This window comes from Sphingobacterium sp. FBM7-1 (genome assembly GCF_020687765.1).
Classification (GTDB): Bacteria; Bacteroidota; Bacteroidia; order Sphingobacteriales; family Sphingobacteriaceae; genus Sphingobacterium.
In genome coordinates this window covers 89,073-109,964 of sequence record NZ_JAJEWJ010000006.1, presented here as the reverse complement: position 1 = coordinate 109,964, position 20,892 = coordinate 89,073, and the positions used below count along the sequence as shown (strand labels likewise).

The following is a 20,892-nucleotide window of genomic DNA, read 5'->3' as shown; positions in this document are numbered from 1 at the left end:
TTTTATTTTGAACAATGGACGTTAATTACGTTGGGGAACATCTTTTACCCGGAAAAATCGGTCAGTTTTTTGTGATCCTTTCTTTTGGGGCGGCCCTTTTTTCGCTTATCAGCTATTTCTTCGCCACACGTGAACCAGAGGTCAAATCTTGGAAAACACTCGGTCGGATTGGCTTTTGGACCAATCTCGTATCGGTTATAGCTATCGGAAGCATTCTGTTTTACTTGATCTATAACCATTATTTCGAATACCATTACGTCTGGGCGCACTCTTCAACGTCGCTCCCGACCCACTTTATCATTTCTTCGTTTTGGGAAGGACAAGAAGGAAGTTTTTGGCTGTGGATGTTCTGGCAAGTCGTATTGGGTGTTGTGTTAGTATGCAAAGCAAAGAGCTGGGAGGCACCGGTCATGACTTTCGTGATGCTCTGTCAAGTCTTCTTAGGATCGATGTTGATCGGTGTAGAAATATTTGGAACGCGCATCGGAAGCTCCCCTTTTATCTTGCTACGGGACGCCCTACAAGCCCCTATTTTTAGCCGTCCGGATTATTTAAGTATGATCGCTGACGGAAACGGGCTCAATCCTTTACTGCAGAATTATTGGATGGTGATTCACCCTCCTACCCTATTTCTCGGCTTTGCTTCCATGATTGTTCCGTTTGCCTATGCGGCATCTGGGCTTTGGCTTAAACGCTACAAAGACTGGATGAAACCCGGATTACCTTGGGCTCTTTTCGCGGTGATGATCTTAGGAGCAGGTATTATTATGGGGTCATTCTGGGCGTATGAAGCGCTGAATTTCGGCGGATTCTGGGCGTGGGATCCGGTGGAAAACGTGTCAATTATCCCTTGGTTAACCTTAATTGCTGCAGTTCATGTCATGCTCGCTTATCGTAACTCCGGACATGGTTTCTTTACGGCTACGTTGTTAACCATGATCAGCTTTGTACTGGTCATCTATGCTTCCTACCTGACAAGAAGTGGTATTTTGGGCGAAACATCCGTGCATTCCTTCACTAGCTTAGGTATGTCGGGACAGCTTATCATCTTTAATCTGGTTTACCTGATCTTGATGATCGTTTTGCTTGTATGGCGCACCAAAGAAATGCCTACTTCTAAACACGAAGAAGACATTTATTCGCGAGAATTCTGGTTGTTTATCGGCGGTCTTGTATTAGCGGTAGCTTGTATACAAATGATTGCAACGACCTCTATCCCGGTATTTAACGCCTTATTTGGAACAAAAGTCGCTCCTCCGGTAGATCCGATTCCACACTATAATAAATGGCAGGGTGCTTTTGCTGTAGTCATCATGCTCGTGACAGCATTCACACAATTTTTGAAATATAAAAGAACAGAACCTAAAAAATTCTGGGTATCTACGCTAGCTTCATTCTTATTTGCTATTCTCTTAAGTGCGCTGATTATCTATATCACTAAGACATACACGAACGTCATGTATATCTTATTGACGCTGACTTGTACGTTTTGTTTGCTGGCAAATATGCGGGTGTTGGGCGATGCGTTAAAAGGAAAATGGCGCTTAGCGGGTTCGGCTGTTGCACATATTGGTTTTGCATTGTTGCTCTTGGGGGCGCTTATTGCAGCGGCGACCAACGAAGTCATTTCCATCAACGAGAGTCGTTATATACAAGTACAGAACTTTGGCCAAGAAGGCGATAAATTTTCTGATCCGGGTGAAAACTTATTTTTGACAGAAGGAGAACCCAAACAGATGGGTGACTACCGGATCACATACGTAGGGGATAGCGTAGCGCCTCCAAATGTATATTATAAAATTTTATATGAGCGCATCGACGAGGAAACGGGCGCAGCAACTGAATCTTTTGTATTACGTCCATTTGCGCAACATAACCCGGAGATGGGAGGCCTTATTGGAACCCCAGACACCCGTCATTATCTTACGCATGATATCTATACCTTGATAACTGCTGCCGCAGCAGAATCACAGGCCCAAGCTGAAAACATCCCAAGTGAAGAGCAAACGGGGTATGAAGATTACGACGAACCGGCAACTTATCAAGTTAATATAGGTGATACGCTTCGCTATAGAAATGGGTTCTACATCATTGAAGATATTAATAAGGACGCTACGTTGAATAATATTCCGAAAGGCGAAGATGATATTATTATCGGGCTAAAAATCAAAGTCGTTTCAGCGGATCAAAAAGAATATAACGTGGAACCTATCTTCTTAATCAAGGACGGACACAGCTATGATTTCAATAAAGATGTAGCCGAACAAGGTCTTCGTTTTAGGTTTACGAACATTCTGCCCAAAGAGGATAAATTGGAAATCATGTTATACCAAAAACCGCTTCCAGAGAAAAAATGGATTGTTTTTAAAGCTATTAAGTTTCCTTACATTAATTTTTTCTGGGCCGGGACGATTATCATGACCATCGGTTTCATTATGGCGATTTATCGCCGTATAAAAGATGCTAAGATTACTAAACAAAATCGGGCATAATGACGATCACGATATTAGGGAGTGGAAATGTTGCTACACATTTAGGAGAGGCTTTTCACAAAGCGGGGCATCAGATTTTACAGGTTTACAGCAGAAATAAGGCCAACGCGAATGCGTTGGCCTCTGTTTTAAGTGCAGTAGCGATAGATTCCCTTGGGGAAGTAACCAACCAAGCAGATTTATATCTTATTGCAGTACCTGATCAAGCTATACAGGGGGTAGCTGAACGTCTTCCTTCAGCTATAAAAGGGGTGGTAGTGCATTGCTCTGGCGCGACTCATAGTGCTATTTTAGGGCATTTTCCACACTATGGCGTTCTTTATCCGGTACAAAGTCTTCGAAAAAACATCCCTACTTCACTGGATAAAGTTCCTTTTGGGATTGAAGGTAACGACCTTGTTTCTACCGATCTCCTTACCCAATTAATGCAGCCTCTCACTCTCCAATCTTTTTTATGTAGTAGCGAACAACGTTTAGCGTTACATATAGCTGCCGTATTTGCGAACAACTTCAGTAATGTACTTTTTCAGATTGCTTTCGACGTCCTACAAGAACAAAACTTGTCGTTCGATTTATTGAAACCTATCGTCTTAGAAACTGCACAAAATGTACAAAAAAAGTCACCCAAGGAAGTGCAAACAGGCCCAGCAATACGCGGCGATATAGAAACGATAAAAAAGCATTTACAGTTTCTTACAAAAAACCCAAACTGGCTCAAAATATATCAACAACTAACGCAAGAAATCACCAGAAATAAGTCCTAATTACCAAAATATTAACAAACCGGTAAATCTTCTGCGAAGCGGGTTATTTCTTCACTTTGAAGAAATAACTTCATAATTTTGTACAGCAACTGCCTGACGGGAGTATAATGGCGCGCAGTTTGCTGTTCATAAGGCGGTTACACACCGTAAATATACGATACAAATTATGGCAGTTAGAAAACTTATTCTGTTAACGATAGTTGTCATCAACCTCATCATCTTCTCATTCGGTGTTATCTTTACACCTCGTTGGTTTTGGTTACTTACTATCCCGTTTCCGTTGATGATACTTGCTTTTTACAACAGCTATCAAAGTCGGCATGCCATACTACGCAACTACCCTATTCTAGGTTATTTTCGATTTTTCTTTGAAAGCATTCGTCCGGAGATGCGTCAGTATTTTTGGGAATCCGATACGGATGGACGGCCTTTTAACCGCCGCCAACGCTCCATTGTATACCAACGTTCAAAAAATGAACGAGAAACGGTAGCATTCGGTATGCAGTCCGATCCGCAAGCAATCGGTAATGAGTGGGTTGCCCATTCTATTTTCCCCTGTCATATTGAAAATCACGATTTACGGACGACCGTTGGCAACGCTTTTTGTAAGCAGCCTTATAGTCTCAGTGTTTTCAATGTCTCGGCGATGAGTTATGGTGCACTCAGTAAAACGGCCATTACGGCACTGAATAAGGGAGCCGCTTTACAACATTTTACGCATAATACCGGAGAAGGGGGAATAAGTCCCTACCACATCAATGGCGGGGATTTAATTTGGCAAATTGGTACGGGATATTTCGGTTGCCGTGATGAAATGGGCATGTTTGATGCGGAATTATTTACGGAAAAGGCGACACGTCCTTATGTAAAAATGATTGAGCTAAAATTATCACAAGGAGCAAAACCGGGGCACGGCGGTATATTACCGGCTGCAAAAAACACACCCGAAGTAGCTGCAATTCGTCATGTTGTTCCGGGAACGGATGTAATGTCACCGCCCGCACATAGTGCTTTCAGCACGCCTGAGGGCATGATAAATTTCATCCAACAATTACGGGAACTATCCGGGTACAAACCGGTGGGCTTTAAATTGTGTATAGGCGATAAACAGGAGTTTATCGATATTTGTAATGCCATGCTTACCACCCAGATATTTCCAGACTTTATAGCCGTAGACGGCGCAGAAGGTGGAACCGGCGCAGCACCACTAGAGTTTACAGACCATCTTGGCATGCCTTTATATGAGGCACTATCCTTCGTAACAACAACACTCATCAAATTCGGACTAAAAAAACATATAAAGCTAATTGTTTCCGGGCGTATTGTAACGGGTTTTGACTTATTAAAAGTGATGGCTTTGGGTGCGGACGCCTGTTATAGCGCACGCGGAATGATGTTTGCCCTCGGCTGTATCCAGGCTTTAAAATGCAATGAGGATGTTTGTCCGGTTGGTGTAGCTACGCAACGGCCTCATCTATACAAAGCGCTTGATGTGGAAGATAAATACATACGTGTGGCACAGTTTCATCGTAATACACTGCGCGCTACTGTAGAAATAATGGAAGCGTGTGGTTTTAAAACAATGGCTGACGTGTCGGCAGACAAATTTTTCCGAAAAGTAGACAGCGTAACTACCCTAAGTTTTCAGGAAATTTACTTTAAGGACACCGGTAAGTTAGTCGATAGCCGGAGTGCATTTGAACCTCAAGAGATTTGACGCTCATGACAAATTACTGTACAAGACATCTAGCGTGTTGCGTGCCTTTATCATATCTTCGCGGGTTACACCGTCCAGGGCTTGATCAATGGTTTTCTTTGCTTGACGCAGACAGGCGTCTTTCATTTGCCGCCCTTGTTTGGTCAAAAAGATGAGGTTTGTACGCTTATCTTCCTTATCCGTGACGCGAATTACCAGTTTAAGCTTTTCCAAGTTATTAATTAGACGAGATACGCTCGGTTTATCGCGGAAGGTTAAACAGGCCAGTTCTTGTTGGGTCCGTCCCTCTTCCATCCACAAATAATATAAGAGTGACCATTGCTCCGAAGTGATGTTTACCCCTTCGTCTTTGAGGTTTCTTTGTAAGCGCCTGCCCAATGCAGCGTAGGCTTTTCCGGTTAAGAAAGAAAAAAATTCTTCGGTGTCGTCAATATTGTCATTCATGTCGGATAATATGGGTTAGAATAATTGTATATACAAACAAACCAAAAAACTCAGTAGAATGCAAATAAAATCGAATATTTCAGTTTCTTTTCTTAATTTTAATTAAATTAGTATTATGGATAACTTTTTACCTGCATTATTAATTATAGGAGGAGTGATTTATAAAATCTACTCGGAATTCCAGAAAGAGCAAGAGAAAGCCCGTCGGCGTATACCTCAAATGCAAGCCCCTCTCCCTCCTACAGCAAGAGAACAACCTCCCGTACACACAACCACTACGGAACCGGTAATAGCTACGCCCATTCCTAAGGTTACTTCACCAAGAGACACCACATCTTTCTTCGAACGAGTGGATAAACCCCAAAAAAAATCAGATAAAAAACGACCTGCAGTAAATCAAGAAAAATTAACGATTACTAAAACCAACGAAGAAGAAGAAGAAAAGAAAGAAGTGGTGTCTTTCGATCTACGCGAAGCTGTTATCCAATCAGCAATCTTAAATAGACCGTATTAAGACTACCTCGATTTTTCCTTTTTAAAATGTATACCGTTATATAGAAAAATTATCTGCATCCGCCAAAAACGGGAATCGTTCCCGGGATTTGATTAACTCTGCTGGATTCAAAGTAAACGTATACAAATCCTCGTCTTCCGGTTTATAATAGACCACGTCCCCATTGGGAGAAATACACATTGATCCACCAGAATAATAAATTTCATTCCCATCATAGCCTACGCGGTTCACGCCGATTACATAAGCCTGATTTTCAATAGCACGGGCCGGAACAAGTGCCCGCCAATGTGCGGAACGTTTATCAGGCCATGATGCCGTGTAAACGAGCAGGTCATAGGAGTTGCCTAAATTCCGGGACCACACCGGAAAACGCAAGTCGTAGCATACCATAGGACACACCCGCCATCCTTTGAGATTTAAAACAATACGCGAATTCCCGGGCGTAAAGACCTTATTTTCGCCTGCCATCCCAAATAAATGGCGTTTGTCGTAATGTACAAAGCTTCCATCAGGGGACATCCATACAAAACGGTTGTAATAATGGCCGTTTTCTACAATGATCAATGTGCCTGCCACTACACAATTATACGCTTTGGCATGTTCATACATCCAATGCATCGTGGGGCCATCCATCTTCTCGGCACATTTTTCAACGTTGACGGTGAAGCCGGTATTGAACATTTCGGGCAATAAAATTAAGTCTGTTTTTTCTTTCAGGCCGGATAAACGGAGAGATAAATTATTCAAATTCTTCTCTACATTTTCCCAAAATAAGTATGCTTGAAATATCGTTATTTTTACCGGTTCCATATCTGCCATGCGCCACTTAACTTTTTTTTATATGTTGATATCTCGACAAATTACTAAAAATTCTAAAGTTTTATCAATTTTAAAACGAAAACCCTATTGCACCCGATGCATTAAAGCGTCTGCTAACGAAAAAAGTGCGTTTTTCTCCGATTCTTTTACCGTGATATCCTTCAGCTTTTCGTAAGCAATAGTCGTAAATTTTTCTTTCTGATATATAGCTAACGCTTTTATATCGTATTTAGCATACAACGCCATCATTTTGTCTACCTTTTTTGGTTCCACATCCACCGTACATGCCATTAAATACGCTAACGTATCCTGATCTGATGGAGAAATAAGCTCCTGTAGCTTTACAAAGAGAATCGTTTTTTTATTGGATAGAATGTCCCCTCCAATCTGTTTACCAAAACTCTGAGGGTTTCCGTACACGTCCAATATGTCGTCTTGCAACTGGAAAGCGACTCCCAGATTCACCCCAAAATCATAAAGCAACATCTGCGATCGCTCATCTGCTCCGGCTATAATAGCACCCATTTGGAGCGCGCAGCCCAATAATACCGATGTTTTGAGTCTTATCATATCGATATACTCCGCCTCGGTTACCTTTATACGCTTTTCGAAATCCATATCATATTGCTGCCCTTCACAAACCGCCAAAGAAGTGGTATTAAATAATTGTAACAGATCAGGGATTGTATCCGTCGGACATTTCGCCAATTCTTGATAGGCCTTAATGAGCAAAGCATCGCCAGATAATATAGCGATGTTATTGTTCCATTTTTTGTGTACAGTAGGTTTTCCTCGGCGTAATGGTGCAACATCCATAATATCATCATGGATAAGTGAGAAATTATGGAAATACTCGATGGCGGCACTTGCAGGCAAGGCTGCTTCCACCACATTTTTATCGAAAAGCTCTGCACCCATTAATACCAGCAAGGGACGAATCCGCTTACCAGAAAGCGACAATATGTAACGAATTGGGTCATACAAATGTTCAGGATATGAGGGGAAATCAGCTTTTTCTACATAATTCTGAAAAGCTTTTGCGTGTAATAACTCTTGGAACATAGCTAAATAATGATAGGCGAAGATAAGGATAAATTGGGAAATACTATCTTTGCATAAACCCGATGCAACATGCGTATCCTTATTATTCACAATTTCTATCAACATGCTGGCGGCGAAGACATCGTGTTTCGACAGGAAGTGGAAGAATTAAAAAAAGACCATACTGTTAGCACCATAACCTTTCGTAATAGAAAAGGATGGCGGGGGGCTTTACAATTTTTAGCATACCCGTGGAACATCTATGCTATTTACAAAATAAAAAAACGTATCCAGGATTTTGTTCCAGATGTGGTTCATATCCATAATATGCATTATGCCTCCGGCCCTGCGGTAATTCGGACAATAAAAAAACAAGGCATTCCGGTCGTCATGACTTTACATAATTTTCGACTACTCTGTCCGTCTGCCACACTGTTTTTTCAGGGGAAACTCTACCTCGACAGCTTAACCAAAAACTTTCCTTGGAAAGGCATAAGACTGGGCATATTGGACCATTCCCGTATCAAAACCTTTGCGACGGCCTGTACGCACTTTTTACACTGGAAAATAGACACATGGCAATCCGTAAATCGTTTCATCGTACTGACAGATTTTTCTAAACAACTTTTCTTGTCATCCGGGAAGCAATTCACCCCCAAACAATTTACCGTAAAGCCCAACTTTGTTGACATCCGAACCGCAGATTCACCTCGGGACAATTATTATGTATTTGTTGGTAGACTATCTGCGGAAAAAGGTATTGTAGAGCTGGTTGCCGCGTTAAAAGGCAGTGACAAGCAATTAAAAGTTGTCGGAGAGGGTCCGCTTACGAAAACGGTTAGCGATATGATTAAGGGCTGTGATAACATCTCACTAGTAGGGCAAAAAAGCAAAAAGGAAACCATGCAAATAGTCGCAAGTAGCCAAGCATTGATCGTTCCCTCTGTCTGTTATGAAGGTGCAGTTCCCTTAACCATCCTGGAGGGCATGGCAACCCGGACTCCCATTATAGCCAGCCAATTGGGCGCGATCCCAGACATTATTATACCCAACGAAACCGGCTGGCTGTTTGACCCCTACCAACCGAGCAGTTTATTATCGGCTATAGAAAAATTTGAAAATTCGAATAAAAAAGACGACATTGTTGAGAACGCCTATTTGCGTTATAAAGATAAATTTACAAAAACTGCTGTCATGACGCAATTGACAGATCTTTACCATCAAATAATAAAAGAATGAGCAATATTATCGTTATAGACAAACTGAACTTAGCACCCGCCATTCGGGAGCAACTCGAAACGGTGTATGATCCCGAGCTTAAACCGGCAAACATTGTTGATTTAGGATTAGTATATGAGATTATCACCAAGGAAGAAGGTATTGCGAAGGTTGTTATGACCCTGACCGCTCCCGGATGTCCTGTTGCGGGCGAAATAATGGAAGAGGTGCAGCGCAAAGTTGCTGCCATACCCGGAGTCAAAGAAGCGCTTGTAGAACTTACTTTCGATCCACCGTGGAATCGGGATATGATGAGCGAAGAAGCAAAGTTGGAGTTAGGATTTATGTAAGATCCCTATCCTCTATTCCTCTATTTCCAACCGATTGTTCCAATTGCTCCAGCGTCTTTTTCTGTTTTAAAGACGCTTCGTCTTTCCCGAACAATGCCGCCCATAGCGTACGAGACTCTTTGGTCAATAAGGGCGATACGATAGACAAGATAAGCACATAGACAACCACGAACGATTGGAGAACAGGCAGCAGGCCGCCTGCTTTGCCTATATTAGCCATAATAATCGAAAACTCACCCCTTGCAGAAAGCGTGAAACCGATATCAAACGATGCTTTCGGCTTTCTGCCTGCAAACCGCGCGGCAAAATACCCCGAGGCTACGTTACCAATGATAGTAACCACCGCGGCCAGTGTAGCCCAGCCCACAGCACCTCCCAACGTATACATATCAATGGACAACCCAAAACTAAAAAAGAACATTGCGCCGAAAAAATCACGATATGGAGCAATAACACCTTCTATCTTCCTCAGGTAACGCGAATCTGCAAAAACCAGCCCCGCCATCAGCGCACCGATTGCCTCGGCAACATGTATTGTTTCGGAAAAACCAGCAATCAGAAACAACAGACTAAATATGATCAGAATAAATAATTCAGGAGACTTATCCTGTAAAAGCCGATCGATGGCCGGAACAAGCTTTCTACCTAATACCAAAAAGGCCAAAATAAACACTAGTGCGAGGAGGGATGTCCCGAGTACGGACCAAAAAGAGGTTCCCCCGGTTAGAATCAAACCAGAGAGAAATGAGATATGCATGGCGATAAAAAGATCATCAAACATGATCATTCCCATAATAATCTCGGTCTCGGGATTTGCCGTACGTTTCAAATCCGTAAGGACTTTGGCGACAATTGCTGTCGAAGAGCTAGTCATGACACCACAAAGCACCATCATTTCCTTAAAGGGCAAATCCATCAGCCAGCCGATTAGAACACCCGATATAAAATTGAGGAAAACATACACCAATCCACCCGTCACGATGGATTTCCCTGATCGCATTAATCGGCCGACCGAGAACTCCAACCCTAGGTAAAAGAGTAAAAAAAGCACCCCTAGACGCCCCATAAAGTCAATAAACGGCTTGCTTTCGGTAAATGTGAGATCAATGTACCCGATTTGTGGCGCATGTTGTCCAACTACCATACCGATGATGATAAAAAATGGTATCACTGAAAATCGCAACTTGTTGGCTAACAAACCGACTATAGCGACTAGTAATACAGCAATACCAACTTCTAATACTAGGGTATGGGATAACATAGGGAACTAAATTAGGATGTTAAGATTTCTTTCAACAGTTTAATATTTGCTTTCTTTCCGGCAACGACTAACGTTGCCTCTGGTGTAATCACATAATCTGGGCCGGGATTGATGACGGTGTCGTCTTCCTTAATCGCTGCAATAATGGATGCTCCGGTACGTTGGCGAACGCCCAACTCTCCAATGCTTTTATGCACACCATCCCGGGGAGCCCCCACTTTATACCACTCGATACGCAAATCATCCAACGCCAGCTCCATAGTATCCAAGGCCTTGGGTTTATAAGACAACCCTCCGATTATACCGGCTACTTGGCGGGATTCCTCATCAGAAAGTGTCATCACACAGTGCGTCTCTTGATCGGCTCCTTCTGAACGATAAAGTTCACGTTTGCCATCATCGTGGATCACAACAACCATGTGGTCACCAGCTTCCGTCTCGATTTGGTACTTCTTACCTATACCAATCAAGTCGCTTTCTCTAACTATTGACATAGCAAAAAAATTAAATAAAACGTTTATATCCTTCTTGGGATACTTGTCTCAAACAAAACTAACAAAAATATTTAGAGCCACCCGAAAAGCTTTTAACAAAAAACATGATGCGCCATTTTTTATTTTACGATAACCCCATATGTCACAACCCCTTCTATCTATCGTGGGCCAGCTCATTAGGTAAACCGGTTTACAAAATGTATATTTACACGTTAATACAACGGCAACGATATGCAAAAAAGATGGGTGATTAAGCCAAAAAACAATGTTAAAAAAACCAACAAACTATGTAGCGAGTTGGGTGTAAACGCTGTAATCGCCGAACTACTTCTTCATCGCGGTATCGAAACCTATCAACAAGCCAAACATTTTTTTCGTCCTAGTTTAGATCTATTACACGACCCATTTTTGATGAAAGATATGGATAAGGCCATATCCCGCATCGAAAAAGCAATAGGCAACAAGGAGAAGATATTAATATATGGAGATTACGATGTCGATGGCACCACAGCTGTTTCGGTTGTGTATAGCTTTTTCCGTGACTTCCACTCGGGTTTAGCCTTCTATATTCCCGATCGCTACCTCGAAGGGTACGGTATTTCGTTCCAGGGTATTGATTATGCTGCAGAAAATGGCTTTTCCTTAATTATTGCGCTTGACTGCGGCATTAAGGCTATTGAAAAAGTCAAGTATGCGAAAACGAAGGGCATTGATTTCATCATTGGAGATCACCACCTACCGGGCGAGACAATCCCAGATGCGGTAGCCGTGTTGGATCCCAAACGTAGCGATTGCCCCTACCCTTACAAAGAACTTTCAGGATGTGGCATAGGTTTTAAGTTAATCCAAGCGTTTGTTCAAAAGAACAGTATGGATATGCAACTGGCCTATCAATATCTTGACCTTGTCGCCGTAAGTATAGCCTCTGACATTGTACCCATCACTGGTGAAAATCGTATTCTCACCCATTTTGGACTCAAGAAATTAAACACAAACCCAAATTGCGGTCTTCAAGCGCTTATTAACCTATCTTCCAATAAAAGTGGACATTTCTCCGTCAGCGAGATCGTCTTTCAGATCGGCCCACGTATCAACGCCGCAGGGCGTATTGAACATGCCAAAGACGCGGTTAAACTATTAATTTCCAAATCGCTGGCAGAAGCCGAAGCTTATTCGACCACGGTTGATGACCAAAACACCTTACGTAAAGGTTTTGATTTGAAAATTACGGAAGAAGCTTTGGACATTCTCGATAACGACGAGGTACTGAAACAACGTAAATCTACCGTACTTTTTAAAGCCGACTGGCATAAAGGGGTTATTGGGATTGTAGCTTCCCGTTTAACGGAAAAATATTATCGTCCTACCGTTATCCTTACCCAAACCAATGGGCACATAGCCGGTTCTGCACGATCCGTTTTGGGATTTGACCTGTATGAAGCACTGAGTGAGTGTGCCGATTTGTTGGAACAATATGGCGGACATAAATATGCGGCGGGGCTCACCATGCGCCCGGAGAATGTACCTGCATTTCAGGAAAAATTCGAAACCGTAGTACAGAATAGTATCAAACCAGAAATGCTTCAGCAAGAGGTACTGATCGAAGCCGCGCTAAACCTGGCGGACATCGACAGCAAGTTTTGCCGCGTATTAAAGCAATTCGAACCGTCTGGACCACAGAATGAGGCACCCCTTCTGCTAACCCGAAATGTACAAGGGTCAGGCTATATTGTAGGGAATAACCATATCAAAATAACGATAAGACAAGATGGTTCCGCACCGTTTGAATGTATAGGCTTTGGATTAGCAGCATATATTGATACGATCAATGCTGGACATAAGTTTGACATCTGTTATACCATTGAAGAGAATAATTGGCGTGGGAAAAAGAATTTACAATTAAATATCAAAGCGATACGATATTAAAATATATTTGTAATGAAATGATTTTAAAGGCAGAACATCTGGTCAAAAAATATAAACAACGAACCGTTGTTAACGATGTATCTTTTCATGTTGAACAGGGAGAAATTGTGGGGTTATTAGGGCCCAATGGCGCCGGAAAAACGACCTCCTTTTACATGATTGTGGGATTGATTAAACCAAACGATGGACATGTTTTTCTGGACGATCAGGAAATTACCCAGGACGCAATGTTTCAGCGCGCCCAAAAAGGAATCGGTTACCTCGCACAAGAAGCCTCGGTATTTCGAAAGTTGTCGGTAGAAAACAATATCCTCGCTGTCTTAGAGATACATTATAAAAATAAAGAAGAGCGTCTAGAAAAATTAGAAGAATTATTAACGGAGTTCAGCTTACACCGTGTTCGAAAAAACCGAGGAGATCTTTTATCGGGAGGAGAAAGGCGCCGTACAGAGATTGCACGGGCATTGGCAGCAAATCCTAACTTTATTCTATTAGACGAACCATTTGCGGGCGTAGACCCTATCGCCGTGGAAGAAATACAGACGATCGTATCCAAGCTTAAACGAAAAAACATAGGCGTACTAATCACCGACCACAACGTACAGGAGACGTTGTCTATCACCGATCGTGCCTATTTACTGACAGAGGGTAAAATTATGCTGACCGGAACGCCGGAAGAAATTGCGGACAATGAATTAGCCCGCAAATTCTATCTAGGGCGCCATTTTGAGCTGAGAAGAAAAAAACTATAAAACCAACCAGCAGTACCTTTATACATGGCATTACTAAATTCTCTTTTCACATGGATAATGAAAAAGCGCATTCATCAGATTGAGCTTTTCATGAAATATCCCCATGATGTACAGGAAGAATGGTTTCAAAGCTTAATTTCTACTGCGGAAGCAACCGAATGGGGGAAAAAATACGGCTATAACAGTATCCTTACTCCAGAGGAATATAAAGAACGCGTCCCTATTCAGGATTACGACGACATAAAAGGATATGTCGACCGGATGATAAAAGGCGAACAAAACCTAATATGGCCTTCTGATATTAAATGGTTTGCTAAATCATCAGGTACCACATCCGATCGTTCTAAGTTTATCCCGGTCAGTATGGAAGCATTAGAGGATTGCCATTATCAAGGCGGAAAAGACATGCTTTCCATTTACTGCCACAATCGGCCGGAAAACAAAGTCTTCACAGGGAAGTCTGTTGTGATCGGGGGATCTTCTCAAATCAATAACTTTAGTCCCGACTCCTACTACGGAGACTTATCCTCTATTCTGATCCGCAACCTTCCTTTTTGGGCCGAATTTAAACGCACACCCAATTTAGAAGTGACGCTAAATCCGAATTTTGAAGAGAAAATCGAACAAATTGCCCAGATTACGATTAAAGAGAATGTAACCAGTTTAGCCGGTGTACCGACCTGGAATATTGTTATGGCAAAACGGGTTCTGGATATTACAGGAAAAAGTAACCTCCTCGAAGTATGGCCCAACTTATCTTTTTATGGACATGGTGGCGTAAGTTTTAAACCGTACCGAGACTTATTCAAACAATTAATTCCGTCGGAGGACATGTATTATCTTGAAAACTATAATGCTTCGGAAGGCTATTTTGGTTTACAGGATCAATCCAATTCGGAGGACCTCTTACTCATGTTGGATTACGGTATCTATTATGAGTTTCTTCCCATGGAGCATGCCTTGGAGGAGCATCCTAAAACCTTGCGTTTAGACGAAGTCGAGATTGGCAAAAACTATGCGCTGATCATATCGACAAATGCGGGCTTATGGCGGTATAAAATCGGAGATACCATCAAATTCACCTCTTTATCGCCCTACCGTTTTCAAATATCAGGCCGTACAAAACACTACATCAACACCTTTGGAGAAGAGTTGATTGTGGACAATGCCGAACACGCGCTGCAGATCGCTTGTCGCGCAACAGATGCTATTATCCGCGATTATACTGCTGGCCCCGTTTATTTTAAGGACGGTAAAGCCGGGGCGCACGAATGGATTGTTGAATTCGAAAAAGAACCTGGAGATTTTCAGGCGTTTTGCAACACCTTAGATAAAACGTTACGAGAAATAAATTCCGATTACGACGCCAAACGTTTCAGAGACTTGGCCTTAACCTTTCCGATTATCCACCAAGCAGAAAAGGACACCTTTTATAAATGGATGAAAAGCCGAGGAAAACTTGGCGGGCAGAATAAGGTTCCGCGCCTAGCAAATGAAAGGACCTATCTCGACGCGCTGTTGAAAATAATGAATACCTAATTATATTCGTACTTTTTTCCTAAATTGCACACATTAAAATTTTTAATGTGATGAGCGATACGAATACCTATTCCATTCGCGTAGAGCCAACGAAAGAATCAAGACTCTCGCAAGTAGATTTCAACAATTTAAAGTTTGGTGCTATCATGTCCGACCACATGTTAGTCGCCACATACGATGACGGCGCGTGGCAAGATGTGGCAGTCGTCCCTTATGGAAACTTTACCGTCAATCCATCGACATCTGCTTTGCATTATGGTCAAGCTATTTTTGAAGGGATTAAAGGCTATAAATTTGCAGACGATACAATCAGCATTTTCCGTCCTGAAAAAAACTGGGAACGTTTTAACACATCAGCAAAGCGTCTCCAAATGCCCGAAGTTCCCGAAGAAATCTTTTTGGACGGACTAAAAACCTTATTGGATGTAGACCGCAACTGGGTTCCCTCTCAGGAAGGTACGTCTTTGTATATCCGTCCATTTATGTTTGCCACTGAAGCCGCGTTAGGCGTTCATCCATCCAAATCCTACACCTTTGCAATCATTACCTGTCCGGTAGGTGCTTATTATAGCAAACCGATCAGTCTAAAAGTAGAGACACATTATACACGAGCAGCAGAGGGCGGAGTAGGGTTCTCCAAAAATGCTGGAAATTATGCTTTATCGCTATACCCTACGCAGCTTGCAAACGACGAAGGCTATGATCAAATTATGTGGACCGATGCTAAAGAGCATAAATATATCGAAGAAGCGGGTACCGCCAATTTGATTTTCCGCATCGGTGACTCCATCATAACGCCGCATGGCGATACCATTTTACACGGAGTTACCCGCCGTACCATCATGGAACTTGCCGAAAAATGGGGGTACAAAGCCGAACAGCGTAAAGTCTCCGTGGAAGAATTGATCGACGGAATTAAGCATGGCCGCGTATCAGAGGCTTTTGCTGCCGGTACTGCAGCGACCGTTACGCACATCTCGAGAATCGGCTACGACGGACAGGATTACGAGTTACCTCCGGTAGAAGGACGTGATTTTTCCAACAAAGTATTAGCTTATCTAAACCAGCTACGATACGGCAAAATAGCCGATCCGTTCGGGTGGAACTTTATTATATAGTGTTAAAGTTTTTTTAACGTAGGACGAAGGTCCTACGTTAAAAAATTTATTATTCGCTCGCGCTCTTCCGGTTCAAACCATACCGTATTTCCATATTTCTTAAACCAGGTAATTTGTCTCTTGGCATAGCGTCGGGAGTTCTGTTTGACACGAGAAATGGCTTCCTCCAGGGTCACTTTCCCATCAATAAAATCAAATATTTCAGCATAACCCACCGTTAGCAAGGCGGGTTTATTCCGGTAGGACAACAACGAACGTACTTCATCTACCAACCCCTCTTCAACCATCATGTCGACACGCAAGTTGATGCGCTCATACAGCTTTGATCGTTCAGTATGCAATCCGATCGTAACAATTTCAAAGGGCCGAGCAATAGTTTCCCGCACGCGGTAGGAAGAAAAAGGTTTACCAGTGGCTTCATACACTTCCAAAGCGCGTATGACCCGCTGCGGATTATGTATATCGGCATCGTTATAATAATGAGGATCGACTTCCTGAAGTTGTCGCTGCAGGGGAGCTAATCCCTCCCGCTCAAAGATACTATTTAGACGGTCGCGCACCGCAACGGGCGCCTTCGGGAGATTATCCAACCCTTCACAGACCGCCCGTACAAATAAACCCGAGCCGCCCACCATAATCACAACATCGTGCTTTTCAAATAGTGTCTGCAATAATAACAAAACATCTCTTTCGAAATCCCCGGCAGAATATTCTTCCTCAATGCTGTGTGTATCAATAAAATGATGCTTTACTTCCGCAAGTTCGTCGGCATTAGGTTTAGCGGTTCCGATAGACATTTCTCTATAAAACTGTCTAGAATCTGCCGAGATGATCTCCGTATTAAAATGTTTAGCTAAAGCGATACCCATAGCTGTCTTTCCCACGGCGGTAGGTCCGACCACCACGATTAACCGCTTTCTCTTAGTAGCCATTAATACTCGTCTTCCACCCCACTTGCTCCCTCGCTTTCTTCGCCGCCCTCTTCCTCGTCATCATCAAATAAATCAAAATCTTCATCTTCATCTACGCCATATTCTGTTTCGTCTGTAGGTAGATCATCTTCATCGTCATCTTCGTCATCTATTGTAGACAAAGGAAAATCTGCAGCAGCAACAAGCTTAGGCACTGTACCAATAGCTCTAAAGATCGAAGGATACGCTTTACCTTCCTCCTCTTTTAAAATTTTGATCAGCTCTACATGAAAATCATAAGGACGATCAAAATTATAGATATAATAAAATTTTTGATGGGGGTCATCAATAAATTTACTCAAACGAATGCCATCCACTTCCAATACTCCGTTGCTCTTCTTTCGTTCCGTAGGGAGATAAGCAATCTCTGTTCCCTTCTTCCATTGGTCATTACTTACATAAAAAGAAGATGACACATCCGCAACATATCCCGTGGCATGATGGATAGCCTGATGCAACTCTAAAAATGTCGCTTTTGAAGGCATATCTATTTCGCGATATATATCCTCATAGTCTTCAAAAGTCACTCGAAACCTGTAAATAGCCATGCTTAATCGTATCGTTTAATTTCTCGTTTATACAAAAGTTAAAATTACAATAATTTTTAAAAAATTAAAGTGCCACATCCGTTTTGGCCGACAGACCTAACGCTTTACCGTAATTCAAAATGAATGCCAACGCTTCCTTTCGTGAGTTAGGAATCTCTCCTTCCAAAATAGCCTCACGTACCGCGCTTTTGATAGAACCAACAACGCGGCCAGGCCCTATTTCGAAAAGTGCCATGATATCCTCCCCAGTTACCGGAGGCTGCCAATTACGGATTTTATCGCGCTCTTCTACGTCTTTTAGCTTTTGTTTGACGAGTTCAAAATTATTACGGTATTTCTTCTTCTTAAATTCGTTCTTCGTCGTCACATCCGCATGGCAAAGTAGCATGAGGGCATCGATATCATCACCCGCTTCATACAACAACCGACGCACAGCGGAGTCTGTAACGATGTCTTGCGCTAAAACAATAGGGCGAAGATGCAATTGCACCAATTTTTGGACGAACTTCATTTTGTCATGAAGAGGGAGCTTTAATTCCGCAAATAGCTTGGGCACCATGCGCGCACCTCGATCTTCATGCCCGTGAAAAGTCCAGCCCACCCGCTTATCAAAACGTTTCGTAGCTGGTTTTGCGATATCGTGCATGATCGCTGCCCATCGTAGCCATAAATCGTCTGACAAAGAGGCTACATTGTCGAGCACCTCCAGCGTATGGTAAAAATTGTCCTTATGCGCCCGCCCGTCGATTACATCAACCCCCTGTAGATTATACATAGCCGGAAAAATAATTTTCAGCAGCCCCGTATCGAATAGATAACGAAAACCCACAGACGGCTTGGTCGCCAAGATGATTTTATTGAGTTCATCTGTAATGCGCTCCCGGGAAATAATTTTTATGCGTTCCGCATTCTCTACAATTGCCTGAATTGCTTTTACGTCAATCTTAAAGTTTAGTTGGGTGGCAAAGCGAATGGCACGCATCATACGAAGCGGATCGTCCGAAAAAGTGATATTCGGATCCAAAGGGGTACGGATAACGCGGTTCTGCATATCTTCCAGCCCGCCGAAAGGGTCAACGAGTTCGCCGAAACGATCAGCATTTAAGCAATACGCCATGGCATTTACCGTAAAATCACGGCGGTTTTGATCATCTTCCAGCGTACCGTCTTCCACAATAGGCTTTCGGGAATCGGAACGATAAGACTCTTTTCGCGCTCCCACAAATTCAAGGTGGATACCATCGTGCACCAACATGGCTGTTCCAAAGCTCTTGTAAACCGTCACATTGGCGCCTATCGTATCGCCTAGCTTAGCCGCAAAATCAATCCCACTCCCAATAACCACCAAATCCACGTCATTATTAAAGGGTCGCTGCATGACACGATCACGAACGTATCCGCCCACGACGTAACATTCGACCTTTTCTTTATCCGCTAAATCTCCGATGATTTGAAAAATAGGATGTTGTAAGTTTTCTCGCATAGCTTCTTCTCTAGGCTCCAGGCCTACAGGCGGCAAAAATACAGATTATTTCGTAGAAAAACTGGTATTTCTACAGTTGCATGATCCCTTCCTTCGCCTTCAAGGTCGCCTCCTGATGTTTTACAACTGTACACATTCATTCCGCGTACTATCCCTCATGCAAAACATCCGAAGCGGCGCCTTTTTGCGCAACTTATTTCTAAAAAAGTTGCATACAGAAAAACTTTTTACAAAGGCTAATCCCTATCTTTTGAGAGCCTGCGGAACGGCAACGGATTAGCTACAAGCTCTCCCTGCTCCCGGCGACGTTTCACGATATGCACCGCAGAAAAAACAGCTTCTAGGAACGACTCGTGGGAAGCCAAGTTTTTCCCCGCAATGTCATAGCCTGTTCCATGATCCGGCGAAGTACGAACAATCGGTAGTCCTGCCGTATAATTTACGCCCTTACGTGATGCAATATGCTTGAACGGGATGAGGCCCTGATCGTGATACATGGCCAATACACCATCAAATTTGGTATAGGTATCGCTGGCAAAAAATCCATCAGCAGGATACGGTCCGAAACAGAAAATCCCTTCTTCTTTTGCTTTTTGAATAGCTGGAGCGATAATCTTTTCATCTTCGGTACCAATTAATCCATTATCGCCCGCATGGGGATTTAATCCGAGAACAGCAATCTTCGGCTTCTCTATCCAAAAATCTTTCTTCAGGCTTTCATTCATCATCCGTAATTTCTGCAAAATAGCCTCAGCGGTTATTGATCCGGCAATATCTTTTACAGGAATATGTCCCGTTACGACACCTATACGAAGTTCATCCGCGATCATAAACATCAAAACATCGGATGCTTCCATTTTAGACTGCAGGTATTCGGTATGCCCCGGAAAATGGAAACCATCTTGTTGTATATTGTGTTTATTAATAGGTGCTGTCACTAATGCGTCGAGTTTGCCATTACGGAGGTCTTCCGCCGCTCGCTCCAAGGATAGAAAGGCATATTTCCCCCCGATTTCGTTTTGTTCACCTAAGGTAATCTTCACGTCTTCCTGCCAACAATTAACCATATTGGCACGTTTAGGATTGGCCTGATCGGGATGCTGGATAACATTAAAACTGAAATCCTGTACCCCAATCGCTTTTCGGTGGAATGAAGCCACTTTGGTATTACCATACACAATGGGTGTAAAATACTCCAACACCCGATTATCCATCAACGATTTAATAATCACTTCTAATCCGATGCCATTTACATCCCCTACGGTAATACCTATCTTTAGTTTTTCACTCATTGTCCGAAAGCTTTGAATCAAAATTACGAATTTTAGGGTAAATAAAAAGCTTTCTTGTTGTTCGTCAAAAAAGATAGGCCTTTCCATTTACGGGGATTCCTAAATCACACCGAAAATTGTATAATAATGTTTAGTTTTGTGTTCCAACA

Annotated in this window: 19 protein-coding genes; 10 read left to right on the top strand and 9 right to left on the bottom strand. The window is 42.6% G+C overall.

Translation table 11 applies throughout. The features are described from left to right. Positions 1-14 precede the first annotated feature (14 nt). From ccsA to LKO28_RS11565, 3 genes are all read left to right on the top strand, one after another. Entirely contained in the window at positions 15-2,492 is a 2,478-nt protein-coding gene (gene ccsA, locus LKO28_RS11575) for a cytochrome c biogenesis protein CcsA (RefSeq protein ID WP_227695029.1), read from the top strand. After that, positions 2,492-3,256, top strand: a complete 765-nt coding sequence (locus tag LKO28_RS11570; protein WP_227695028.1) for a Rossmann-like and DUF2520 domain-containing protein — start codon at positions 2,492-2,494, stop codon at positions 3,254-3,256. Before ccsA ends, LKO28_RS11570 begins: the two co-directional genes overlap by 1 nt. Before the next feature lie 166 nt (positions 3,257-3,422). Continuing rightward, entirely contained in the window at positions 3,423-4,973 is a 1,551-nt protein-coding gene (locus LKO28_RS11565) for an FMN-binding glutamate synthase family protein (RefSeq protein ID WP_227695027.1), read from the top strand. A 3-nt stretch (positions 4,974-4,976) separates the two neighbouring features. On the opposite strand, the gene LKO28_RS11560 is transcribed toward LKO28_RS11565, so the two are convergent. Then, positions 4,977-5,417, bottom strand: a complete 441-nt coding sequence (locus LKO28_RS11560; protein ID WP_227695026.1) for a MarR family winged helix-turn-helix transcriptional regulator — start codon at positions 5,415-5,417, stop codon at positions 4,977-4,979. Between the two features lie 115 nt (positions 5,418-5,532). On the opposite strand from LKO28_RS11560, the gene LKO28_RS11555 reads away from it, so the two are divergent. Next, positions 5,533-5,931, top strand: a complete 399-nt coding sequence (locus tag LKO28_RS11555) for a hypothetical protein (protein WP_227695025.1) — start codon at positions 5,533-5,535, stop codon at positions 5,929-5,931. 36 nt (positions 5,932-5,967) lie between these two features. On the opposite strand, the gene LKO28_RS11550 is transcribed toward LKO28_RS11555, so the two are convergent. Continuing rightward, positions 5,968-6,741 carry an amidohydrolase gene (locus LKO28_RS11550; protein ID WP_227695127.1) on the bottom strand — a complete coding sequence of 258 codons (774 nt, stop codon included), beginning with the start codon at positions 6,739-6,741 and terminating at the stop codon, positions 5,968-5,970. 93 nt (positions 6,742-6,834) lie between these two features. Beyond that, on the bottom strand, positions 6,835-7,902 hold the full coding sequence (locus LKO28_RS11545; protein WP_227695024.1) for a polyprenyl synthetase family protein: 1,068 nt from the start codon (positions 7,900-7,902) through the stop codon (positions 6,835-6,837). Here LKO28_RS11545 and LKO28_RS11540 point away from each other — a divergent pair. Further along, positions 7,882-9,030: a glycosyltransferase family 4 protein gene (locus LKO28_RS11540; RefSeq protein WP_227695023.1), complete on the top strand. Its 1,149-nt coding sequence runs from the start codon at positions 7,882-7,884 to the stop codon at positions 9,028-9,030. The two genes, LKO28_RS11545 and LKO28_RS11540, sit on opposite strands and share 21 nt — an antisense overlap. A 14-nt stretch (positions 9,031-9,044) precedes the next feature. After that, a complete protein-coding gene (locus LKO28_RS11535; RefSeq protein ID WP_411028044.1) occupies positions 9,045-9,359 on the top strand; it encodes a metal-sulfur cluster assembly factor in 315 nt (104 codons plus the stop codon). Here the strand turns inward: LKO28_RS11535 and LKO28_RS11530 are convergent. Together LKO28_RS11530 and LKO28_RS11525 are read right to left on the bottom strand one after the other, a co-directional pair. Beyond that, positions 9,352-10,620 (bottom strand): cation:proton antiporter, encoded by a 1,269-nt coding sequence (locus LKO28_RS11530; RefSeq protein WP_227695021.1) that lies wholly within the window; start codon positions 10,618-10,620, stop codon positions 9,352-9,354. The genes LKO28_RS11535 and LKO28_RS11530 overlap by 8 nt on opposite strands. A gap of 11 nt (positions 10,621-10,631) precedes the next feature. After that, positions 10,632-11,114 carry a cation:proton antiporter regulatory subunit gene (locus tag LKO28_RS11525; RefSeq protein ID WP_227695020.1) on the bottom strand — a complete coding sequence of 161 codons (483 nt, stop codon included), beginning with the start codon at positions 11,112-11,114 and terminating at the stop codon, positions 10,632-10,634. A gap of 231 nt (positions 11,115-11,345) precedes the next feature. On the opposite strand from LKO28_RS11525, the gene recJ reads away from it, so the two are divergent. From recJ to LKO28_RS11505, 4 genes are read left to right on the top strand one after another with little or no spacing between them, the layout of a single operon-like run. Then, positions 11,346-13,040, top strand: a complete 1,695-nt coding sequence (gene recJ, locus LKO28_RS11520) for a single-stranded-DNA-specific exonuclease RecJ (protein ID WP_227695019.1) — start codon at positions 11,346-11,348, stop codon at positions 13,038-13,040. Between the two features lie 17 nt (positions 13,041-13,057). Beyond that, entirely contained in the window at positions 13,058-13,792 is a 735-nt protein-coding gene (lptB, locus tag LKO28_RS11515) for an LPS export ABC transporter ATP-binding protein (protein WP_227695018.1), read from the top strand. Positions 13,793-13,816: 24 nt separating this feature from the next. Next, on the top strand, positions 13,817-15,331 hold the full coding sequence (locus LKO28_RS11510; RefSeq protein WP_227695017.1) for a GH3 auxin-responsive promoter family protein: 1,515 nt from the start codon (positions 13,817-13,819) through the stop codon (positions 15,329-15,331). Positions 15,332-15,381: 50 nt separating this feature from the next. Next, positions 15,382-16,449 carry a branched-chain amino acid aminotransferase gene (locus LKO28_RS11505; protein ID WP_227695016.1) on the top strand — a complete coding sequence of 356 codons (1,068 nt, stop codon included), beginning with the start codon at positions 15,382-15,384 and terminating at the stop codon, positions 16,447-16,449. A gap of 32 nt (positions 16,450-16,481) precedes the next feature. On the opposite strand, the gene miaA is transcribed toward LKO28_RS11505, so the two are convergent. The 4 genes from miaA to pdxA form a co-directional block, all read right to left on the bottom strand. After that, positions 16,482-17,381: a tRNA (adenosine(37)-N6)-dimethylallyltransferase MiaA gene (miaA, locus tag LKO28_RS11500; RefSeq protein ID WP_227695015.1), complete on the bottom strand. Its 900-nt coding sequence runs from the start codon at positions 17,379-17,381 to the stop codon at positions 16,482-16,484. Then, positions 17,381-17,968 carry a plasmid pRiA4b ORF-3 family protein gene (locus LKO28_RS11495; RefSeq protein ID WP_227695014.1) on the bottom strand — a complete coding sequence of 196 codons (588 nt, stop codon included), beginning with the start codon at positions 17,966-17,968 and terminating at the stop codon, positions 17,381-17,383. Before LKO28_RS11495 ends, miaA begins: the two co-directional genes overlap by 1 nt. 64 nt (positions 17,969-18,032) lie before the next feature. Then, a complete protein-coding gene (locus tag LKO28_RS11490) occupies positions 18,033-19,451 on the bottom strand; it encodes a CCA tRNA nucleotidyltransferase (protein ID WP_227695013.1) in 1,419 nt (472 codons plus the stop codon). 236 nt (positions 19,452-19,687) lie between these two features. Further along, positions 19,688-20,743: a 4-hydroxythreonine-4-phosphate dehydrogenase PdxA gene (gene pdxA, locus LKO28_RS11485; RefSeq protein WP_227695012.1), complete on the bottom strand. Its 1,056-nt coding sequence runs from the start codon at positions 20,741-20,743 to the stop codon at positions 19,688-19,690. Positions 20,744-20,892: the final 149 nt, after the last annotated feature.